This is a genomic window from Corynebacterium camporealensis, assembly GCF_000980815.1.
Taxonomy (GTDB): Bacteria; Actinomycetota; Actinomycetes; order Mycobacteriales; family Mycobacteriaceae; genus Corynebacterium; species Corynebacterium camporealense.
In genome coordinates, this window is the sequence record NZ_CP011311.1 from 2,168,647 (window position 1) to 2,190,042 (window position 21,396).

The window sequence follows — 21,396 nt, forward strand, 5'->3', positions numbered from 1 at the left end:
CGCCATGCAGATTCTGCGCGTGTTTAACAACAACGTGGTCCTCGCCCGCCGCGGGGACAGCGAGGTTGTTGCCACCGGCCGTGGACTCGGCTTTCAAGCTAAAACCGGCGACGGAATTGATCCGGAGCGCGTCGCGAAGATTTTTGTTCCCGACTCCGGCCGGGATCCGGATCATTCGGCGGAAATGCTGGCGGCGATCCCGGGTGAGTTCATCCAGCTCGTCCTGGAAGCCTGCCAGAAGGCCGGCGTCCCGGAAGAAATGCAGAGCAAACTCACCCTGATTGTGGCACTCGCCGACCACGTGCACGCGGCGGTCACCCGCCAGACCGCCGTGACCTATCCGCTCGAAGCGGAGGTCCGCCACCTCTACTCAGAGGACTTTGCACTGGCGCAACAACTCCTCCGCCATATCAACGACGGGTTGAATCAACCGCTGGCCAACACCGAAGCCGTCGCGTTGACCCTGCATATGGTCAATGCACACTTCTCAGTCGGGGATCTGTCGGGTACCTACCGGATGACGGGGCTGATTCGTCAGCTACTCGATGTCATCGGTGAGTTCTTCGGGATGAAACTCAGCAACGAAGATGTCTCCGTCGCCCGCTTTATTACGCACATGCGTTATCTCTTCGTCCGCATGGCCGATGGCAAGCAGCTCAGCTCCGAACACTCCGCGGTGGGAAAAGCGATTTCGCTGCAATACCCGGAAGCCGCACGCTGCGCAAAAGGTCTTGCCAACTTGATTGAACTGCGCATGGATACCCCACTGACCAAAGATGAGGTCTCCTACATCACCTTGCACGTAGCCCGCTTGGGCCAAGCGGAGGCTTAGTCGTCGTCCGCGGAGCGCGTCAGCTTCGGATCCAGCTCAATAAGGGTGTTCGGGGCTTCGACGATGTGGAAGTCGTTCTCGTCGTCGGCGGTGTAGTCGACGGCCAGGGCAGCATCGGAAGCTGGCATCGCAGTGCCCGGGGTGGGGCAAATATCAATCTTGGCAGCAGCGAGTGCTGCGCGGTCGCGGGCAATCTCGATAGTTTCTGCAGTAGAGACCACCAAGCCCATGCGGCGCCCCTTGTACGCACCCGGCTTGCCGAAAAGACGCACGTCAGTTTCTGCGTAGCTTAAGGCTTGCTCGACGCCGGTGTAGGCGACATCGGAAAGCTCTTGGTCTGCGTGCAGCACAATACTGGCACCCGGGGTGACCATGGTGACATCGATGGGATAGCCCAAAATAGCACGCACGTGGGCGTCGAACTCGGAAAAGCGTTGGGTATAGCTGGTCAGCATGGCCGTATCCGACGGGCGCGGGGATACGGAAGAGAAGAAGACATCATCGCCGGCCACAAACAACTCCACGCCGTAGACGCCACGTCCACCGAGCTCATTGGAGATTCGCGCCGCGACAGAACGAGCATTCTCCAGCGCTGCCTCGCTCATGGCCATCGGCTGCCAGGCCTCGACCAGGTCGCCGTTTTCGTGGGCGTGACCAATCGGCTCACTAAACCAAGTGGCCAGCTTACCCGTCTCCGGATCAATGGAGCGCACCGCCAGCATGGTGACCTCGTAGTCGAAGTCAACGAAACGCTCAGCAACCACGCGACGATTATCAGCATTGCCTGCGCGATGAACCAGGTTCCACGCTTCCTTGAGGTCACCTGCCTCGCGGACAATCATGTGCCCCTTACCAGAGGTTGCAATATCTGGCTTTACGATGCACGGGAAGCCCAGCTCCTCCCCTGCCTGCTGGAGTTCCTCCAAGGAACTAGCGATTCGGTAACCCGAGACGGGCAGGCCAATGCTTTCTGCACAATGCCGCATGCTCTCGCGGTCCTGGGTGAGCTCACACGCCCGCGCCGACGGCACCACATCCGCATCCAGCTCATCTTCGATTTTGCGCAGCGCCTCAACCGCCACGACCTCAACCTCTGGCACCACGTAGTCTGGCTGAATCTCAGTGACCAGCTCTAAGACCTTGTCGTCATCGCAGATATCCGCCACGTAGCTAAAATGCGCCACCTGCAATGCCGGGGCACCCTCGTAACGATCCACCGCGTGGACCTCCACACCAAGGTGTTGGAAAGCCATAGCCAAGCCCTTGCCGAGCTCACCTGCGCCCAGCAACAACACCTTCGTCGCGTTGGTGGTCAGCGGCGTACCAATATGCCCTGCGATATCCATACTGAAATGCTCCTTCATCGCCATGACTTAAGCCGGGGTACTGGCTTCAAATTATCGCACACAGCGTGCCTATTGCCCGTATCTCGAATCAATTTTTAGGCTCTAGGCTGCGCAAAGGGCACCTGCCTTCATCGGAAAGCAAGTGCCCTGCAGTGCTGTTATTTTACTGATCCTGCATCACGTCGTGGCGCACAATGGTCTGGTCCCGGCCGGGGCCAACGCCGATGTAGGAGATGCGGGTGCCGGAGAGTTCTTCCAGGCGCAGGACGTAGTCTTGGGCTTTTTGTGGCAGGTCTTCGAAGGTCTGGCAGCCGGTGATGTCTTCATCCCACGCTGGCATGGTTTCGAAGATGGGCTCAGCGTGGTGGAAGTCCGACTGGGTCATGGGCATTTCGTCGTGGCGGGTGCCGTCGACATCGTAAGCCACGCAGATCGGGATTTCACCGATGCCGGTGAGCACGTCCAGCTTGGTCAGGAAGTAGTCGGTAAAGCCGTTGACGCGGGTGGCGTAGCGGGCAATGACCGAGTCGTACCAGCCACAGCGACGCTTACGGCCGGTGTTCACGCCAACCTCACCGCCGGTGTCCTGCAGGTACTCGCCCCACTTGTCGAACAGCTCCGTGGGGAAAGGGCCAGCGCCGACACGGGTGGTGTAGGCCTTGATGATGCCCAGGGAGGTGGTGATTTTGGTCGGACCAATGCCAGAACCGACGGCAGCGCCACCAGCAGAAGGGTTGGACGAGGTCACGAATGGGTAAGTGCCGTGGTCGACATCCAGCATGGTGGCCTGGCCGCCTTCCATGAGCACGTTCTTGCCGGCATCGAGGGCCTCATTAAGTTCCTTCTCAGATTCAATGACCATCGGGGCGAGACGCTCACGGTAGCTCAGGAAGTACTCCACGACCTGCTCCGGGTCGATCGCCTTGCGGTTGTACATCTTGACCAACATCTGGTTCTTAATATCCAGTGCCGATTCGACCTTCTGACGCAGAATGGACTCATCGAAGATGTCCTGGACACGGATGCCAATACGAGCAACCTTGTCCGCATAAGCCGGGCCGATACCGCGGCCGGTGGTACCAATAGCGCGCTTGCCCAAGAAACGCTCCTGCACGCGGTCGAGGGTCTGGTGGTACGGGGCCACCAGGTGAGCGTTGGCAGAAATGCGCAGGCGGGATGCCTGTGCGCCGCGGGCTTCGAGACCATCAATTTCTTCAAAGAGTGCCTCGAGGTTAATCACTACGCCGTTGCCGAGCACCGGGGTGGCGTTTTCAGACAAAATTCCGGCGGGCAGCAGCTTCAGCTCGTACTTATCGCCGCCGACGACCACGGTGTGGCCAGCGTTGTTACCGCCGTTGGGCTTTACGACGTAATCGACCTTACCGCCGAGAATATCGGTGGCTTTGCCTTTACCTTCGTCGCCCCACTGCGCGCCGACGATAACGATTGCACCCATAGTTTTAGTCACTTCCTAAATTTTGAAGCCAAATACCTGTCAACTCTACCCGCTACCACGCATAAAAAGCACTAGTACTCGCCCGTTTTCTCCCCGATACCTGGTGCTTAAGAAATAGTTCACTCGCAGTACAATCTCAGATATGTCCTGCGTCATTCTCAACTGCGCCACCCAGATTTCTGCTGTGCCTGGGTTAGATATCCATACTGTGAGTGCTGTGCCCACGCGCAAAGAGCTGCGCTTCCTCGATGAGCTGGCCAAGCAGCACTTGCCGACGGATCCCACCCCCAGCCTCGATGACATCTCCGCCCAGCCAGACGTCCGTCACCTCGGCGAACCAGAGCTTGCACCGCAGAAACCACACCTGACTGAGCCCCTGCGCGTGGTCGTTATTGGTAATGATGCAGCACTATCCGCAGTGCTTACCCGCATGATGCGCGCAGACTACCTATGGGCTGAAGTCGGCTTCGTGCCAACGGAGCTGTCCACCGCCGCACAAAACTGGGCTTTACCTGCCACCCCCTCGGAAGCCCTGCAGCTCGCAGTACATGGCGATGTCCACCCCGTCCCACTCATCCGCAACGACGCAGGCCAAGCCATTGCTGGTTCAGCAACCATTTCCGAGTGGAACAACGGCGAAATCACCGGCGAAATCATCGTCGACGACGACGTTCTGGTCCACCACGATCCTGAGACCCAACGCGACGATAACGCTTCTGTCTACGGCTCCCGCCTGGTTCCCATGGTGGATGCCCCTGGCATTGTCGCAGCCAAGGCCATCTCCCCTGTTGCAGCTAACGATGACCTCGACTTCGGTAAAGAAAAGCCCGCATCCGCCAATGCCGGCAGTGGTCTCGGTGGCTGGTTCCGCAAGAAGTTCTCCCGCACTACCGAACCGGGACAGCTCGACCCCAACAGTGTCTTACACGGCCGCGCCGTCCAAGCCGGCGGGCCGTCCTTACGCGTCATTGTCGATGGCATCAGCGCCAAACGCCCAGTCAACCGCGTGACCTTCTACCGTCACCTACGCGACCTCCAGGTTGTCCGGCCCGCCGACTAAGTCGTGATGAAGAATCTGTTCGGCTGGGTCTCCGCTACCGGGATACTGCTACTTATTTACTTCATACCTTTACTGCTCCTTCTCGGAGCCGTATCGCTCGTGCCCGGCGCATCGCTGACCTTGCCCGTTGATTCCCCTGGCTCCTGGGTGCTGCTCTTCTTATTGTTCCCAGTGGCTTGGTGGGCATGTGAATTCATCGGCAAGCTAGCTGCCAGCCAAATCGTGGTGTGGATGTTCGGCGGCAGGCTAGCAGGCTTGCGCACCAATGACGGTGGAGACAGCCGCCTCGTGGAATGGATAGCGAGTGCCATCGAGACCATCCTGACTGCAATCTTGCTCAGCTACCTCGTGGACCCGAACTGGCTCGCCGTCGTGTTCGCAATCGTGCTGGGCGTCATCGGTCTCTTGATTGGCTACGCGACTAGGAAAGCGAAAAATCGCAATCACACACGCTAAAGGTACTTCCCTGCTCTGTGGGGCTACTCGTCGTGCTCTTCCCAGATCTCAGGCGGGTAGGCAGGGTTCTCAGACGTGGGGATGAGTACGGCGACGGCGGACTCGCGGGACATGCCGCAGACCATCAGTAGGTCGACGACGATGGAGCGAGTCTGGGCGAGGATGGCGTAGGAAGCCAGCACGCCTTCGTCTTCGATGAGGTCCATGCTCAACGTGCCGCCGACGATGCGCAGGCGGTGGACGAGTTCGGGGATTTTATGTGCTTCGTCCTTGGGGCCCGGGCCTTGGTTGCGGTGGGCTTTGTCGGCGTAGAGGTCGGACAGGGTGTTGGCGATATCGGAAAGCTCTTCGATGGCTTCGATCTGCTTTTCGGACACTGTGTCGTCGTCTTCGATGAGCACGAGTGCGCGGCGGGAGAGAACGCGGACGTTGCGGATGCAGTCATCGACAGGCGTGAGCACGCGCTCAAACGAGCTCACCGTACGGCGGTTGCCCCACAGCAACGGTGAGACACTGGCGGTTTCACGACTGGACTTCGCGGCAGAGAGTAGGCTGTTGACGTTGTTTTGGGAGTCACGGATGGCTTCGCGGGCATCGCGAATTGCTTCGCTGTCTTCATCGCGCAAGCCCCGGGAGACATCCCACAGCACTGCCGAGGCAATACCCAGGACCTTGGAGATCTCGCGGCGTGCGGGAGTAAGTGGACTGTTGGGAATCAGGGCGATGGTGGCGATACCGATGGCCGAGCCAATCAGGGCGTCGATGGCGCGCTCCAGACCGCCGGCACCTTCGGTCGGTGGAAGGATGGTTGCGATCAGAATTGTGCCGATGGTGATCTGGTTGACCACCAGGGGTGATTTAGACAAGAACGAGCCTGCTATTAGCGCAATACCGACGGTGACGGTGATTTGGAAGGGCCCTTGGCCCACGACTTGGAAAAGTAAATCGCCTAAGGCCACACCGACGATGCCGCCGATGGCCATCTCCACCGCACGGTTGACGCGGTCGCTGCCGTTGAGACCGAGGATGATGACCACGGACATCGGTGCGAAGAAGGGCTGGGCGTGGCCAAAGACAACGTGTGCAACCCAGTAGGCCAGGCCGGCAGCAATGGTGGCTTGGAGGATGAACACCAGGCGCGAGCGCACGCGATTGACGCGCTCAAGCAGGCCGCGGTCAAGTGCCCGCAGCCGCTCGCGCGTTGCTTGTCGCGTCTTGTGTTCGGCCATGGCACACAGTGTAGAAGATCTGAGGTGGTGGCGAATAGGCCGGGGATTAAAACAGCAAACGCTCCCCGCGATGTGCGGGGAGCGCTACGAAGGTAGGTCCGTTTAGGACCTACGGGAGTCTGTAAGGACTACTTGGTTACGGACTTGCCGATGGAGTGCAGGTCCTGGCAGGCCTCAATGACGCGCTCGGACATGCCCTGCTCTGCCTTCTTCAGGTAAGAGCGTGGGTCGTAGACCTTCTTGTTGCCGACCTCGCCGTCGATCTTGAATACGCCGTCGTAGTTGCTGAACATGTGGCGTGCGACCGGGTTGGTAAAGGCGTACTGGGTGTCGGTGTCAACGTTCATCTTGACCACGCCGTAGGACAGAGCCTCTTCGATCTTTTCCTTCTCGGAGCCGGAGCCACCGTGGAAGACGAAGTCGAATGCGTACTCATTCTCGCCCAGGCCAAGCTTCTTCTGTGCAGCCTTCTGGCCTTCCAGGAGAACCTCCGGGCGCAGCTTCACGTTGCCCGGCTTGTACACGCCGTGGACATTGCCGAAGGTTGCAGCCAGCAGGTAGCGGCCGTTCTCGCCGGTGCCCAGGGCGTCGATGGTCTTCTCGAAGTCCTCAACGGTGGTGTAGAGGTTGGCGCCGGCCTTAGCTTCCACGCCGTCCTCTTCGCCGCCGACGACGCCGATTTCTGCCTCGAGGATGATGTTGGCGGCCTTAGCCTTAGCCAGCAGCTCCTGAGCGATTTCGAGGTTCTCGTCGATCGGGATAGCGGAACCATCCCACATGTGGGACTGGAACAGCGGCAGTTCGCCGCGGTCAACGCGCTCCTGAGAAATAGCAATCAGCGGGCGCACGTAGTCATCCAGAACTTCCTTCTGGCAGTGATCGGTGTGCAGTGCGATGTTCACACCGTAGTGGCTGGCAGCCTCGTGAGCGAAAGCAGCCAGAGCCTTAGCACCAGCAACCTTGTTCTTCACTGCCAGGCCGGAGCCGAACTCCGCACCGCCGGTGGAAAACTGGATGATGCCGTCGGACTCAGCCTCAGCGAAGCCCTTGAGTGCGGCGTTGATGGTCTCTGAGGAAGTGCAGTTGATAGCCGGGAATGCGAAGCCGTTCTTCTTCGCGGTATCCAGCATCTCGTTATAGACCTCAGGAGTTGCGATTGGCATAGAGTTCCATCCTTTGTACGTGTAGCGGGTCAATCACGTTCCAACACCCTAGTATGCACGTAGAAACCAATTCGTGCCGTAGCTTCGGCTGTGAACTATCCCGCAACGGCGCGCTCGCTAACGCTCGCGGTACTAAGCGGAGCTACTAAGAGAAACGTTAGCCCTCGAGATCTGCAGTGACGCGTGCGCAGGCTTCAACCAGCATCCAACCCGAAAGCTGTACTGATAAGTCGCGTTCGGCCACGCGGATGATGCCGACTTTCTCCCCTAGCGTGGTGGAGCCAAAGCCGTAGTTGTGCGGCAAGCGGGCATCGGCAGTCCAGTCTGAACCAAAGATGGGCAGGCCGTCGACTTCCAGGCGGTGTTCCCACACCGATTCGGCAGAGGCGTGCACCAGGCGGGCAGCCAGCTTCTTGGTGGCGCGGTTCGCTGGGGAATCGCCAGGCAGACGCACTGCCACGTCAGCGAGATAGCGCACCAGAATGCCTTTGAACAGCCCGCCGTCGCCGTCGCCGGTCTCCCAGTTGATGATGCCGGAAGGCGTCGCCAAGTGCGTGGCGACAGCCTGGACCAAACCGCGGATGTGCGAAATGTAGGCCATAGTGTCTTCGGCAAGTTCTGCCTCAATAACCGACTCGATATTTTCGAGTGCGCCGATGTTGGCCTTCTTGCGCAGCGCGAGCGCGATTTCCAGGCAGGCGCCTAAGACAACGCCCTGGCAGTAAGGGTGAATATTACGGACCAGTTCGGGTCCGTCCATGCGCATGCGCACGCCATCCATGATGAGTCCGTCGTCGTCGACGAGGTGATCGTAAATCCAGTCGACGATGAAACGCGCCTCATCGATTTTGCCCATGCGCGCCAGCATGATGGCACCCGGGCCGTTGGAAGGCACGTTGAAGAAGTGCTCGCCTTCGCGCCAGGGAAGCACGCCCATTTGCTCATCGCGGCCTTCGTTGATGTTGCGCTGCAAGGCTGCCAGCTGCGAGGGAGTCTTCACCTTCGACAGGTTCCCGGCGCGCCCGAAGGCCAGTGCCAGCCAGGCTTTGTCGTCGAAGTAGCGGTTCTTCGTCAGCTTGCTTAGGTTGCGCAGTTGAATGCCGCGGATGGTGTCGTTGATGCGTGCACGGCGGGTCTTGGTGTTATTGCGCAGCGCGGCATCGACCTGGCAATCCAGGTAGTGGGCCTGCCACCAGTAGTGCCAGTGAACGAGCAGCCTTTCTTTGTTGGTCGGTGGCCAGCTGACCACTGCCACATTCGTCCGGGGGAATCCCCAGACGCGCTGCGCGTGACGCTCGTTGATCGCGGTCTCAGCTAAGTCCGCGCGATGCGCCCATTTTTCTTTCACGGCTAACCCACTACTTCCTTGGTTACTGTGCTATTTCATCCTATATACCTTTTCACCATGCCGCCGTGAGATCCGCGTGTTGACGAATCCAAGCATGCATGGCGATACCCGCAGCCACCCCCGCATTAATTGAGCGCGTAGAGCCAAACTGGGCAATAGAACAGGTCATCCGGGCAGCATCTTGGGCTTCCTGGGTAACACCGGGGCCTTCTTGACCAAAGAGCAACAAGCAACGCTCGGGAAGCTCGGCAGTTTCCAGCGGCACGCACCCAGGAGTGTTATCAATCGCGACGACAGTCAGACCTTCGTCTTTAGCCCACTCGATAAGTTCTGCCACCGTGGCGTGGTGGCGCAGATGCTGATAGCGGTCAGTGACCATCGCCCCGCGGCGATTCCAGCGGCGCCTGCCAACGATGTGCACCGTATCGACTGCAAACGCATTCGCCGTGCGCACCACGGTGCCGATGTTGGCATCGTTTTCGAAGTTCTCAATCGCGATGTGCAGGCTGTGCCGACGCTTATCGATGTCCTCTCGGATCGCCTCCCGCGTCCAATAACGGTAGGCATCCACGACATTGCGTCGGTCGCCGTTTTCTAACAGCTCCGGATCGTAGTGCTCGCCTTCTGGCCAGGGCCCTTCCCAGGGCCCCACGCCATGGCGGCCCTCATTCCATTCGGTCGGGCCTTTGGCTTCTTCAGTCATTTAGGCAAGTCCCAGGTCATCAAGACCCAGCAGATAACGGTACTCCAGGCCTTCTTCCGCAATGACCTTGTCCGCACCGGTGGCACGGTCAACGACGGTGGCGACACCGACGACTTCGGCTCCTGCTTCGCGCAGTGCCTTCACTGCAGTCAGCGGGGAGTTACCAGTAGTGGTCGTATCCTCGACAACCAGGACCTTCTGTCCTTCGATGTTGGTACCTTCAATACGGCGCTGCATACCGTGCTTCTTGGCTTCCTTGCGCACGACGAATGCGTCGATGTCGCGGCCATCGGCATGCATGACTGAGGTTGCCACTGGGTCTGCACCCAAGGTCAGACCACCCACGGCAACGTAATCCCAGTCCTCGGTCAGCTCGCGCAGCAGCGCACCAATCAGGCGGGATGCCTCGTGCTGCAAGGTGGCACGACGCAGGTCCACGTAGTAGTCGGCTTCCTTACCGGACGACAGCGTGACCTTGCCGTGTACAACGGCTAGTTCCTTGACCAGTTCTGCCAGACGGGCTTTCTTCTCCGCATTCAAGCTCATGTGCGCTCCTTAGCTTGGGTGTTTTATGCCAGATCTAGGTTACTCGCCTAGCTTTTCTCCGGATCGTCCTTATCGGTTTCCGGTTCCGCTGGCGAATCTTTAAAAATCGAGGCGGGCTTGCGCAGCCTGCGCGGCACGCGTGCCCGGGTGTGATCCTGCTCGGGGCGTTCGTTGCCATCGGCAATCGCATCGACTTCATCCGCGCCCAATGCCGAATGGCTTACCGTGCCCAGATTCTCCGCACGAGTACGGCTCGGCATCACCAGCGGTTCCTCGGGACGCTGAATATCTGGACGCTCTACTTCCTCACGCGGAGGAACCACCAGCTTCGGACCAGTCAGTTCTGGCTGCGGGGCCGGCGGAATCTCTCGCGACGGATCCAAATCCTCAACGCGGAAGGGCTGGTTGGCTTGGGAACGCGGCGGCAGGACGCGGGCGGCATCGGCAAGCAATGCCAAAGGCGCCAACATCTCTTCCCAATCCGGAATACGCGACTGCTTCGTCGTCTGCGCCAGCACCCATTCGGATTCCATCCACACCGCCGTCACGGCATCGGGAAGCTGTTCCAGACCAACCTGCACGCGCTCATCGACCATGCGCTCTGCCACGCCCACCTCAGTGGAGTACACGGAGAAATCCTCCAGCTCATAGCAGAAAATCAGGTCCTCAGATCCCGACTCATCCGCCAAGTCATCGCGGCGGAAATCAATAACCACATCGGAGGCCATGCCTGTGCGCACCGCCATGACATTCACACCACCGATATCCATCAACAGCATCTCGTGCCCATAAGCCGTACCAGCCACAATGTCGCGCGGTGCCGCACCAGATGCCGCCGCACCACGGACCCATTCCTCAGCCAAGTAGGAGTCATGCTTGAAGAACTCAAAGCCCTTCGACTCCGCCCAGGCCTTACGCTCACGTCGCAACGCACCCGGCAAAACCGGCTTGTGCAATGCGCGCTTCGCCCTGTCCTTCAACGGCTCCGGCGCCGGCGCAGGTTCCTCTTCCTCTACTTCGGGGGAGCCTGCTTCTGCAGGCTTTCCCGGGTCAACATCGTCAGCATCCTGCTTATCGATGTCACTCTCGCCGATCTCTTCCGCAACCTCCTGCGGAAGCTCCGAGTCTTCTTCAGCAACGGGTTGTACCGACTCGGAAGGCTCGACAGGTTCCACCGGCTCGACTGGTTCAATCGGTTCCTCCGCGTCAACGACCTCAGGGGTTACTTCTTCCTGAGCTTCTTCGACTGGCTGCTCAGGTGCAGCCGGAGTTTCTTCCTCTTCCGGCGCGTCGTTGTTCTGCGCGCTCACGGCACGCGAGACTCCCGGCGCAGTCGCCAGTGGGAAATCCGGTTCGCTGGTCAGGTCAGTGTAGCGACGCTCAGTCGTAGTGTCCGGTTCGTCTTCCGGCTGTGGTTCTTCCTGCACGTCTGCAAGTTCAGCTTCGTCGGGACGCTGCTGCGCAGCGTCCTGCTGCTCGTCGGCAGCTGCTGCTTCGGCCTGCTCAGATTCTATGGCGCGCTGCTCGTCAGCGGACTCGGATGCGTTGAGTTTGTCCTGTGTGCGCTTGTCGTCAACGATCAGCAAAATGATGCCGGCGGCGACTACCGCGGCTGCCAGGAATAGGATCACATACACCATCTCCGACAACCTTAGTCTCTAGTGCAGCCGTGATTTTCCTGGCGCGCGGGATTTTAGTCGTTGACGTGCAGGCGATCGCCGCGCTCAACTGGGTTGAACGGGTCGGCGGACCACTGGGACCAACCACCGACGTAGTGGCGCAGGCCGGTAATGCCGATGTACTCCAGGACTGCGAGCGTCAGAGCGGAGTGGTTACCGGAGCCGGAGTAGATGATGGCGTCTTTGAGGTTGTCCTCGTTGAGGCCAGCATTGTCGAGCACCTTGCGGATTTCCTCCGGGGACTTCCAGGTGCGGTCGTTATCGTCGTGGAAGAGGCGCTCTGGAAGGTTGATAGCGCCTGGAATGTGACCGGCCTTCAAGTCGAGGTGCTCACGGCGACCGGCAAAGCGGCTGGCGGTACGGGTATCGATAAGCAGGCCATCGTGGGAACGCACATCGTCGATGGTGGCGACTTCCATCTGACCAGGATTGACGTCAATGTCGTTGCTCATGGCAATGGCACCCGGACCAGTCAGGGTGCGCAGCTTCTTAGCGCGCCAATTGGCCAGACCACCGTCGAGAATATGGACGTTCTTCACACCTGCCCAGCGCAGGGTCCACCATGCACGGCCGGCAAAGAGGCCACGGCCTTCGTCGTAGACAATGACGGGACGGTTTTCGCTAATGCCCCAGGTTTCGAACCAGGACTGCAGTTTTTCCGGATCCGGGAGTGGGTTACGACCCACGCGCGATCCCGGCAGACCGACAAATGCGGCGCCAGCGTCGGCGTACTGCGCGGTCGGGATGTGCAAAGAGGTGAACTGGTTGTAGCTCTCGCCCTCCCCCGGGGCCCACAGGGAGGCCAGCAGGGTCATGCGCTTGCCATGGTGAATGTTGTCGTTTAGCTGCTCCGGAGAGACGAGAATGCTCATGGTGACCAATTCTAAAGAAGCATTCTCGTTTCCTCTATTTGAAGACAGATGTGCCCGCTAACGCCCTTGTCGGGCACTAGCGGGCACATCCAATCAGTGACTCAGGTGGCTCACGATGTCAACTCCCAGCGTGAGCCTTGAGCTTGTGTTTTACCTAACCGGTTCGAGGTAGAGCTCCTCGCCGCCGTCGGCGACATCGACATGCACGGTGTCACCGTCGGTAATGTCACCGGAGAGCAGCTGGCGGGCGAGTTTGTCGCCAATGGCCTGCTGGATGAGGCGACGCAGCGGACGAGCACCGTAGGCCGGGTCGTAGCCGCGCTCGGCCAGCCAGAGCTTGGCGGCATCGGATACCTGCAGCGTGAGGCGGCGGGCAGCCAGACGCTCGGACAGGGTGCCAAGCTGGATGTCCACGATGCCACGCAGCAGTTCCTCCGACAGCGGCTCGAACATGACCACATCGTCGAGACGGTTGATGAACTCCGGCTTGAAGGCCTTCTTCACCGCATCCATGGTCTCCTCGCGGGTGCCGCCGGCACCCAGGTTGGAGGTCAAGATGATGACGGTGTTGCGGAAGTCCACCGTGCGGCCCTGGCCATCGGTCAGGCGACCTTCGTCCAGTACCTGCAGCAGCACGTCGAAGACATCTGGGTGGGCCTTTTCAACCTCATCGAAAAGCACCAGCGTGTAGGGGCGACGGCGCACGGCTTCGGTCAGCTGACCACCGGCATCGTGGCCGACGTAGCCCGGAGGGGCACCGACGAGACGAGCAACAGAGTGCTTCTCGCCATACTCGGACATATCGATGCGCACCATGGCGGATTCATCGTCGAAGAGGAAGTCCGCAAGGGCCTTGGCCAGCTCCGTCTTACCGACACCGGTCGGGCCGAGGAAGAGGAAGGAACCGGTTGGGCGATTCGGGTCAGCAACACCGGCACGGGCGCGGCGGACGGCATCGGAGACTGCGGTGACAGCTTCCTTCTGACCAACGACGCGCTTGCCCAGGACGGCTTCCATATCCAGCAGCTTTTCGGTTTCACCCTGCAGCATCTTGCCGGCAGGAATGCCAGTCCAGGCGGAGACAACCTCAGCGATCGTGTCCGGGCTAACTTCCTCAGTCAGCATGGTGTTGCGCTGAGTATTGGCGGTCTCTTCGGCATCGGCCAGGGTCTTTTCCAGCTCCGGAATCCGGCCGTAGCGCAGCTCAGACACGCGCTCGTAGTCGCCGTCGCGTTCAGCGATTTCTGCCTGACGACGCAAGTCTTCCAGCTCTTCCTTGGTGTGCTGGACATCGTCGATGGCCTTCTTCTCATTGGCCCAGCGGGCCTTGAGTTCGCCGAGCTTTTCGCGCTCATCGGCAAGCTCTTGCTGCAGCTTTTCCAAACGCTCCTGGGAAGCAGCGTCGGATTCCTTCTTCAGCGCCAGCTCTTCGATTTCCATACGGCGGACGATGCGCTCGAGTTCATCGATCTCCTGTGGGGAGGAGTCGATTTCCATGCGCAGGCGAGAACCAGCCTCATCGACCAGGTCAATGGCCTTATCCGGCAGGAAACGGTTGGTGATGTAGCGATTCGACAGCTCCGCAGCCTGCACCAGGGCCGAGTCCTGGATGCGCACACCGTGGTGGACCTCGTAGCGTTCCTTTAGGCCACGCAGAATACCGATGGTGTCTTCCACGGAAGGCTCAGCGGCGTAGACCTGCTGGAAACGACGCTCCAGGGCAGCATCCTTTTCGATGTACTTGCGGTACTCATCCAAGGTGGTCGCACCGACCAGGCGGAGCTCACCACGAGCCAGCATCGGCTTAATCATGTTGCCGGCATCCATCGAGCCGTCACCGGTGGCACCAGCACCAACGATGGTGTGCAGCTCATCAATGAAGGTAATGATCTGGCCATCAGAGGCCTTAATCTCATCGAGGACTGCCTTGAGGCGTTCCTCGAATTCACCGCGGTACTTTGCACCGGCGACCATGGAACCCATGTCCAGGCTAATCAGGGTCTTGCCCTTCAGGGACTCCGGGACATCGCCCGCGACGATACGACGAGCTAAGCCCTCGACGATGGCGGTTTTACCAACGCCTGGTTCACCGATGAGCACCGGGTTGTTCTTGGTACGACGCGACAGCACCTGGACTACGCGGCGGATTTCCTGGTCACGGCCAATCACCGGGTCAATCTTGCCCTCGCGTGCACGGGCGGTCAGGTCAGTGGAGTACTTCTCCAGGGCCTGGAACTGCTCTTCCGGATTCTCGCTGGTGACCTTGGCGGCACCGCGCACAGACGGGAAGGCGCCTTTGATGGCGTCATACGTAGCGCCGCGGCCGGTAAGCAGCTCGGCGGCATCCGTCTTCGATGCAGCAATCGAGGCGAGCAGGACTTCGGTGGAGACGTATTCGTCGCCAAGCTCGCCTGCCAGCTCCTGGGCGCGGGTGAGTACGTTCAGGCCATCGCGGTTAAAGTTCGGGTTCGCCATGTTGGCACCCTCGGCCTTCGGGTAAGAATCGACCAGCTCACGGGCATCCTTGAGCACCGTGTTGGGGTCCACACCGGTGGCCTTGAGCACCGGTGCGGCAATGCCGTCCTGCTGTTCCAAAATGGCAACCAGCAGGTGGGCTGGGCGAATATCCGGGTTGCCGTTACTGGATGCGGACTGCAGAGCCTGCTGCAGTGCTTCTTGTGTTTTTGTCGTTGGGTTAAAAGCGTTCATTTGTCTAATACTCCTCTACTAAGCGAGCCAATCCGCTTCTCGCGAACCGGCGGCCCGGTGAATTCCTCCATCCACCTTAGGGGGCTTACTAGACACAACGCACACAAACTTGAGTCATTCCCACTCAAGTTAAAAATTTTAAAAAATTCTTGATCGGGGGTGACTCAACCCTGTTAGCCGCGGCGCGACTCGTCCTTCTGCTCGTAGGTCAGCGCATAGTTGAAGCTGTCGAGGAACTTCTCCACCACCTCGGCGAATAGGGTCCACTTAGCACTGTCATCCAGATAACGGAAAGTACCGGCACCACACAAATGCCCCAATCCGGTCGCACCGGCCCACAGGCCTAGGGTCTTGACGTAGACCATCTGGTCATCGGGTTCGATGCCACGTTCTTCGATGCACTCGCGGGTCGTTTGCATGAGGTCCGCCAAGGAAGGCGCAATGCCTTGATGCACGGTGCCGCCGCCGGTGGGCATGACAGAGCGATTCGCCAAGGCCATCACGCCTTTGAAGCGTTCCGGGTAATTTACGGCGTAGTAGAAGTAGCCCACGCCAAGTGCGCGCAGGCGGTCTTCGCAGGACGCATCGTCGGGCAGGGTGGCGCTGATGCTGCGCAGGACATTTTGTAGATCCAGATCGGATTGGACTTCGGCAGATTCGCGCAGCAGATAGTCGTTGCCTGCGAGAGAGCGGACGTAGCCTTCCGGGACATCGAGCTCTTTGGCGATGCGCGGGATAGTGATGACCTCAGGGCCTTCCTGGCTTGCCAAGGTGACGGCTTTCAGCCGCAGGGTATTGCGGGCGACATCGTCAGGTAATGCTTGCAGCTTCTCACCCGTTACCTCGGGAACCTCGGCGGCATGGATGTCCTGGACCTTTTTGCGCAGCGTCTCAAAACACGGGTCCGGCATGCTCGGCGCACCGACTTCCATCTGATGGCGCATGGAGATGAACATCGTGCGGATTACTTCGCGGAAGTTGTAATGCCGGGCCACGCGGTGTTGGTGGCGGAGCACGCCCCAGGTACTCAAGAAGCCCATGCCGTGGATGGTGCCCCACACTGCGATGGCCTGATGGGCCAGGTCAGCTGAGGAAATATCCTTGCCCACCTCAAAGCCTTCCAAGGCTACGAACTGGCGAGCAACGTGCATGAGCACATCAATTTCCGCGTCACCGGTTTCTTCCTTATTCTCACGCGCGGCAATGAGGCTGGCCTGGGATAGAAAGGTGTGCTTTTCAAAGAGGTAGTTAAATAGCTCTGGGTTTTCGAAGTAGTAGGCGAAGTAACCTTCGACAAAATTAAGGAAGCGGTCGATGACCTCACCCACAGGCGGAGTGGCGGCGAAGGCTTCCTGGATATATCCTACCGGGCGCTCTTCGATGTAGTGAATCACCGACTGCTGCAGAATCTCGTCGTTGTAGTAGAGATTCCGAATTGCTTCTTCGGGTGCTGTAGAGGCTGAGGCCACCGCCGGGATGGTGATGGCCTCATCTCCTTGGGTACCGCCAATGCGGAGTCCTGCCTCGAGGATGGCAATTCGATAGTCTTCGTCTTCCACGCTATCGGCACCTCCGGGTACTGCTGTCTACGTTTAGGTGTGGGAAGCCGCCTTTGACTTCACCACCGGCGCAGGCGTCGACGAGTCGCCGACGTGGCCGATTCCTTCCGTGAACACTGTACCGCGCGGAGGCATAAATCCCGCGAGTTTGAACGTAAAATATATAGAAACTGCGATAAGAAGCGATGCCCACCCGAATCCGGCGGTAAATCCGTGCATCACCGCCATGGGCGCGATGACCGCCCAGGAGATTTCAATCGGGCCCTGGCCGATGTAGGCCATGCCGTATTCGGATAAGGTGCCGGATTTTAGCTTCGGGTCAACAATCTTGAGCAACGCGATGCCGGTAGCCACGCTGGCAGTCGCCCAACCCCAGCCGAAGATACCGCGCTCAATCCAGCGTTCGCCGAAGAACTCAGCTGGGAACCACAGCAGGAAGGCCACGCAGAAAGCCGTGCCCAGGACGAACAGCAGCACGAGTGCTTGCCAGTAGGAGGCAATAGCAGCAGGAACAATCGAAGCCACGCCGAATGCAACCAGATAGTCACTAGCAGCACCATTAATCGAGCCAATGGCTTCTTTGTCCAGATAATCCTGTGCACCCATTGCATTCATCAGCGCGCGGAAGATAAGGCCCAGCACCATGGAGCTGGCATAGAGCGGAATCGAGACGTTCTCCCACACCGATGCAATGCCTTGATTGAGCCCGTAGGCAGCCATGACGGTGAGCACCACGAACCCTAAGTGCAGGGCCAGCGGTTCAATCGAGGACGGGTTGGTCGTGGCACGGCCTAACGATGGCCGCTGGTCCACGTTGGTGATGTAACCGGAGCGGATTTCATCGGGAAGCTCTTTGGGCACATAAGACACCTTGCCGCGGCGAATGCCCCAGTTAGCCGCGATGACACCGCCAACAATGGCAACTACGGTGCCCACGGTGGCTGAGGCAAAGCCCAGGGACAGCGCTGCATCCGCACCGACGCCTTCCAGCGCACCACCAATGGCCGCTGCGGTTCCGAAACCACCGGTAAAGCCGACGGGCAGCATCATGCCGAACCAGCTTGGGGTATTAAAAAGTGGAGCGAAGACAAAGATTCCCAACAGGATGAACAAGCCCCACTGGCCGGTGTGCATCATCGCGGAGTAGCCCCACATGTTGCGCGCACCCTTGTTGACCTTGCCTCCGATATCCATCGAAAAGGCCATTGATGCAAAGACCACAGCAATCAACACCGTGGTGTAATCACCGAGGTAGTCAGAAAAATTAATCACACCCAACACATGCGGGCCCAGCAGCAAACCAAACAAGCCTGCCGTTATGGGCGCGGGAAGCAGGAGATCCTGAAAGAGAAACTTCACGCGGTGGCGCAGCACATTGCCAATAATCATCAGCAACGAAATCCAACCCACATCCAACATCAGGGCATTGACGGAAAACTCCTCCATGGGTTTTACCTTTCGTTACTTGTTATCCATAGCGTCGCAACCACCAGCACCTCACATGCCAGTAGCGCGATAGAGATGAAAGTACTGAAAGGCATATCTCACCCGCGAGCATTCCTTTCGCCCCGAAATTAGTGAGGTTAAAACCTTAAAACGCGAAAGACAGCACCGAAGTGCTGCCTTTTGGGGGTTTAAGGTGTCGCGTTATTTCTCGGCTTTTTCGCCGACGTGGCCGATGCCTTCTTTGAAGATGGTGCCGCGTGGTGGCATGAATCCGGCGAAACGGAAGGTGAGGTAAATACCGACGGCGATGAGGAAGGAGATCCAGCCGAAGCCGGCGGTGAAGCCGTACATGACAGCCAGCGGAGCGAGGATCGTCCAGGAGATCTCAAACGGACCGAAGCCGATGTAGGCCATGCCGTACTCCGACAGGGTGCCGGACTTCAGCTTCGGGTCGACGATCTTCAGGATGGCGATACCGGTTGCCACGGTTGCGGTAGCCCAGCCCCAGCCGAAGATGCCGCGCTCGATCCAGCGTTCGCCGAAGAACTCAGCCGGGAACCACAGCAGGAAGAGGGTACAAAAGAGGATACCCAGAACGAAGAGCAGCAGCAGTGCCTGCCAGTAGGATGCAATGGCGGCCGGAACGATGGAGGCCACACCAAAGGCGATGAGGTAGTCGGTGGAGGCACCAGAGATTGAGGAAATCGAGTCCTTATCCAGGTAATCCTTCGCGCCCAGGGCGTTCATGATGGCGCGGAAGAGCAGGCCAACCATCATGGAGGTTGCGAACAGCGGGATGGAGACGTTCTCCCAGATAGAAGCAATGCCTTCGTTGATGCCGTAGGCGGTCATCACGGTCAGGACAATAAAGCCCAGGTGCAGTGCGAGTGGCTCAATGGAGGAAGGGTTGGTGGTCGCACGGCCCAAGGACGGGCGCTCATCCAGGTTAGAGATGTAACCGCGGCGGATCTCTTCCGGCAGTTCCTTTGGAACATAGGAGACCTTGCCGCGACGAATGCCCCAGTTACCAGCAACAACGCCGCCGATAATAGCGGCCAGGGTACCGATGGTGGCAGAAGTAAAGCCCAGCGAGGATGCAGCGTCAGCACCCACGCCTTCCAGCGCGCCACCAACAGCAGCAGCGGTACCGAAGCCACCGGTAAAGCCAACCGGCAGCATCATGCCGAACCAGTTCGGGGTATCGAAAAGCGGTGCAAACAGGAAGATGCCCAGCAGGATGAACAGACCCCACTGCGCGGTGAACATCATCGTGGAGTAGCCCCACATGTTGCGGGCACCCTTACCGACGGTGCCGCCGACCTCCATGGAGTACGCCATCGAGGCGAAGACGACTGCAATGAGCAGCGTGGTGTAATCGCCGAGGTTCTCAGAGAAGTTAATCCAGCCCAGCACGTGTGGGCCCAGCAGCAGACCCAGCAGGCCCGCCGTAATCGGAGCCGGCAGCAGCAGGTCCTGGAACAAGAACTTCACGCGGTGGCGCAATACGTTGCCGATCACCATCAGCAGCGAAATCCAACCCACATCCAGCATGAGGGTATATGCGGAAAACTCCTCCATGGGTTCACCTTTCTTTACTTTTCACGTTGCATCAAGCCCCATGTTTCGGGGCAATGTGGCCACGAGACACAGTACCTGGTGTGCCGTGATTCGCGACATAGCCGAAAGTACTCTACCCCCAGACCACTTTCGCCGCTAAATTTTCCTTATTGAACAGGGGTAATGTCACACCATTTGCACTTAACCCACCCACACCCGGCGCACCCGGAATACTTCACTGAGTTTTGTTGCTGTGTCAACAAAATAGGCAGTACGGCTGCCGCTCTTCCCTATACATCTAAAGGACAACATTCCTATGAAGGCATTCGGTTTTTTAAGCTTTGGTCACTACGCCGCCGGTGGTCGCCAGGGCCCCAGCAGCGCAGACATGGCGCGCATCCACTTGGATTTGGCACAGGCTGCCGATGACTTAGGCGTCAACAACGCTTCTTTCCGCATCCACCACTTCGTGCCACAGGCCTCTGCCCCAATGCCGCTGCTGGGTGCGATTGCGGGTAGCACCAAATACCTAGAAGTCGGCACGGGTGTCATCGACATGCGCTACGAAAATCCCCTCTACCTGGCTGAGGAAGCAGCATCGCTGTACGATGTCGCCGGCGGCCGCGTCGCCCTCGGCCTGTCCCGCGGTGCCCCGGAAGTCGCCGACCGCGGATGGGAAGCCTTCGGCTACCACGCCGACGCCGACAACGGCGCTGACCTGGCACGTAAGAACCTAGAGCGCTTCTTAGAAGCTATCGATGGCTACGGTGTCACCACCGCCGCACCGCTGGAACGCCAGTACCCCACCATGTTCCAACCTGGCTCCCCACTGCCGGTCTTCCCGCAGAACCCAGGTCTGCGCAAGAAGATCTTCTACGGCTCGGGAACCTTTAGCTCCGCTGAACAAACCGCTCGCGATGGACTCAACCTCATGTCCTCCACTCTGGTCTCGGAGACCTCCCAGCAGACCCTGGGCGAGGTCCAAGCCGAACAAATCGATCGCTACCGCACCGCCTGGCAGGAAGCCGGCCACGAGTGGACCCCACGAGTCTCAGTCTCTCGTTCTATCTTCCCCATCGTTGATGCCGATGACCAACGCCACTTCGGCCGCCAAGCTGGCAGCCGCGACCAGGTCGGCTCCCTACCCGAAGTCGGCGCGTCGACCTTCGGCCGCACTTACGCCGCCGAGCCAGACCAACTCATCGAGCAACTACAAGCCGACCCCGCCGTCATGGCCGCTGACACCCTGCTGCTCACCGTGCCTACCACCGCAGGCCTGGATATCAACGTCAAAATCCTGGAGAACTTCGCCCACCACGTCGCCCCGGCACTAGGCTGGCAGCCTAGCCACACGAGCAACTAAATCTAAACTAAATCTCTTCCTCCCCGTATACTGCTGCACCAATGCAACGGCGCCAATACAACGCGGGAGGAG

General features: G+C 59.2%; 17 protein-coding genes. 4 read left to right on the forward strand and 13 right to left on the reverse strand.

Going from position 1 to position 21,396, the window contains the following annotated elements; translation table 11 throughout:
- Positions 1-4: 4 nt before the first annotated feature.
- Positions 5-832: a PRD domain-containing protein gene (locus UL81_RS10140; protein ID WP_035104348.1), complete on the forward strand. Its 828-nt coding sequence runs from the start codon at positions 5-7 to the stop codon at positions 830-832.
- Here UL81_RS10140 and purT read toward each other — a convergent pair.
- Positions 829-2,178: a formate-dependent phosphoribosylglycinamide formyltransferase gene (gene purT, locus UL81_RS10145; RefSeq protein WP_081961362.1), complete on the reverse strand. Its 1,350-nt coding sequence runs from the start codon at positions 2,176-2,178 to the stop codon at positions 829-831. The two genes, UL81_RS10140 and purT, sit on opposite strands and share 4 nt — an antisense overlap.
- A 163-nt stretch (positions 2,179-2,341) precedes the next feature.
- Positions 2,342-3,634 (reverse strand): adenylosuccinate synthase, encoded by a 1,293-nt coding sequence (locus UL81_RS10150; protein ID WP_035104345.1) that lies wholly within the window; start codon positions 3,632-3,634, stop codon positions 2,342-2,344.
- Positions 3,635-3,776: 142 nt separating this feature from the next.
- Between UL81_RS10150 and UL81_RS10155 the strand changes: the two genes are divergently transcribed.
- A complete protein-coding gene (locus UL81_RS10155) occupies positions 3,777-4,694 on the forward strand; it encodes a hypothetical protein (RefSeq protein WP_035104343.1) in 918 nt (305 codons plus the stop codon).
- Positions 4,695-4,700: 6 nt separating this feature from the next.
- Positions 4,701-5,150 carry a hypothetical protein gene (locus UL81_RS10160; protein WP_035104341.1) on the forward strand — a complete coding sequence of 150 codons (450 nt, stop codon included), beginning with the start codon at positions 4,701-4,703 and terminating at the stop codon, positions 5,148-5,150.
- Positions 5,151-5,173: 23 nt separating this feature from the next.
- Here the strand turns inward: UL81_RS10160 and UL81_RS10165 are convergent, their stop codons facing one another.
- From UL81_RS10165 to UL81_RS10215, 11 genes are all read right to left on the reverse strand, one after another.
- A complete protein-coding gene (locus tag UL81_RS10165) occupies positions 5,174-6,379 on the reverse strand; it encodes an FUSC family protein (RefSeq protein WP_035104339.1) in 1,206 nt (401 codons plus the stop codon).
- Positions 6,380-6,507: 128 nt separating this feature from the next.
- Positions 6,508-7,542 carry a class II fructose-bisphosphate aldolase gene (gene fbaA / locus UL81_RS10170; RefSeq protein WP_035104338.1) on the reverse strand — a complete coding sequence of 345 codons (1,035 nt, stop codon included), beginning with the start codon at positions 7,540-7,542 and terminating at the stop codon, positions 6,508-6,510.
- 157 nt (positions 7,543-7,699) lie between these two features.
- Positions 7,700-8,890 carry a glycoside hydrolase family 76 protein gene (locus UL81_RS10175; RefSeq protein WP_046453556.1) on the reverse strand — a complete coding sequence of 397 codons (1,191 nt, stop codon included), beginning with the start codon at positions 8,888-8,890 and terminating at the stop codon, positions 7,700-7,702.
- Between the two features lie 52 nt (positions 8,891-8,942).
- Positions 8,943-9,593 (reverse strand): TrmH family RNA methyltransferase, encoded by a 651-nt coding sequence (locus tag UL81_RS10180; RefSeq protein WP_035104337.1) that lies wholly within the window; start codon positions 9,591-9,593, stop codon positions 8,943-8,945.
- Complete coding sequence (pyrE, locus tag UL81_RS10185; protein ID WP_035104336.1) at positions 9,594-10,139, reverse strand: orotate phosphoribosyltransferase; 546 nt, start codon at positions 10,137-10,139, stop codon at positions 9,594-9,596.
- A 47-nt stretch (positions 10,140-10,186) separates the two neighbouring features.
- Complete coding sequence (locus tag UL81_RS12095; protein ID WP_236684467.1) at positions 10,187-11,779, reverse strand: type III secretion system chaperone family protein; 1,593 nt, start codon at positions 11,777-11,779, stop codon at positions 10,187-10,189.
- Between the two features lie 53 nt (positions 11,780-11,832).
- Positions 11,833-12,690, reverse strand: a complete 858-nt coding sequence (locus UL81_RS10195; RefSeq protein ID WP_035104335.1) for a sulfurtransferase — start codon at positions 12,688-12,690, stop codon at positions 11,833-11,835.
- A 150-nt stretch (positions 12,691-12,840) separates the two neighbouring features.
- The gene (gene clpB, locus UL81_RS10200) at positions 12,841-15,399 is read right to left on the reverse strand and encodes an ATP-dependent chaperone ClpB (RefSeq protein ID WP_046453557.1); all 2,559 of its coding nucleotides are present in this window, start codon (positions 15,397-15,399) and stop codon (positions 12,841-12,843) included.
- A 173-nt stretch (positions 15,400-15,572) separates the two neighbouring features.
- A complete protein-coding gene (locus UL81_RS10205) occupies positions 15,573-16,958 on the reverse strand; it encodes a WHG domain-containing protein (RefSeq protein WP_046453558.1) in 1,386 nt (461 codons plus the stop codon).
- Positions 16,959-16,991: 33 nt separating this feature from the next.
- Positions 16,992-18,404, reverse strand: coding sequence for a sodium/glutamate symporter (locus UL81_RS10210; RefSeq protein WP_035104331.1), 1,413 nt, complete (start codon positions 18,402-18,404; stop codon positions 16,992-16,994).
- Positions 18,405-18,605: 201 nt separating this feature from the next.
- On the reverse strand, positions 18,606-19,982 hold the full coding sequence (locus UL81_RS10215; RefSeq protein ID WP_035104329.1) for a sodium/glutamate symporter: 1,377 nt from the start codon (positions 19,980-19,982) through the stop codon (positions 18,606-18,608).
- 295 nt (positions 19,983-20,277) lie between these two features.
- Between UL81_RS10215 and UL81_RS10220 the strand changes: the two genes are divergently transcribed.
- Positions 20,278-21,324, forward strand: coding sequence for an LLM class flavin-dependent oxidoreductase (locus UL81_RS10220; protein WP_035104328.1), 1,047 nt, complete (start codon positions 20,278-20,280; stop codon positions 21,322-21,324).
- The last annotated feature ends 72 nt before the right edge of the window (positions 21,325-21,396 follow it).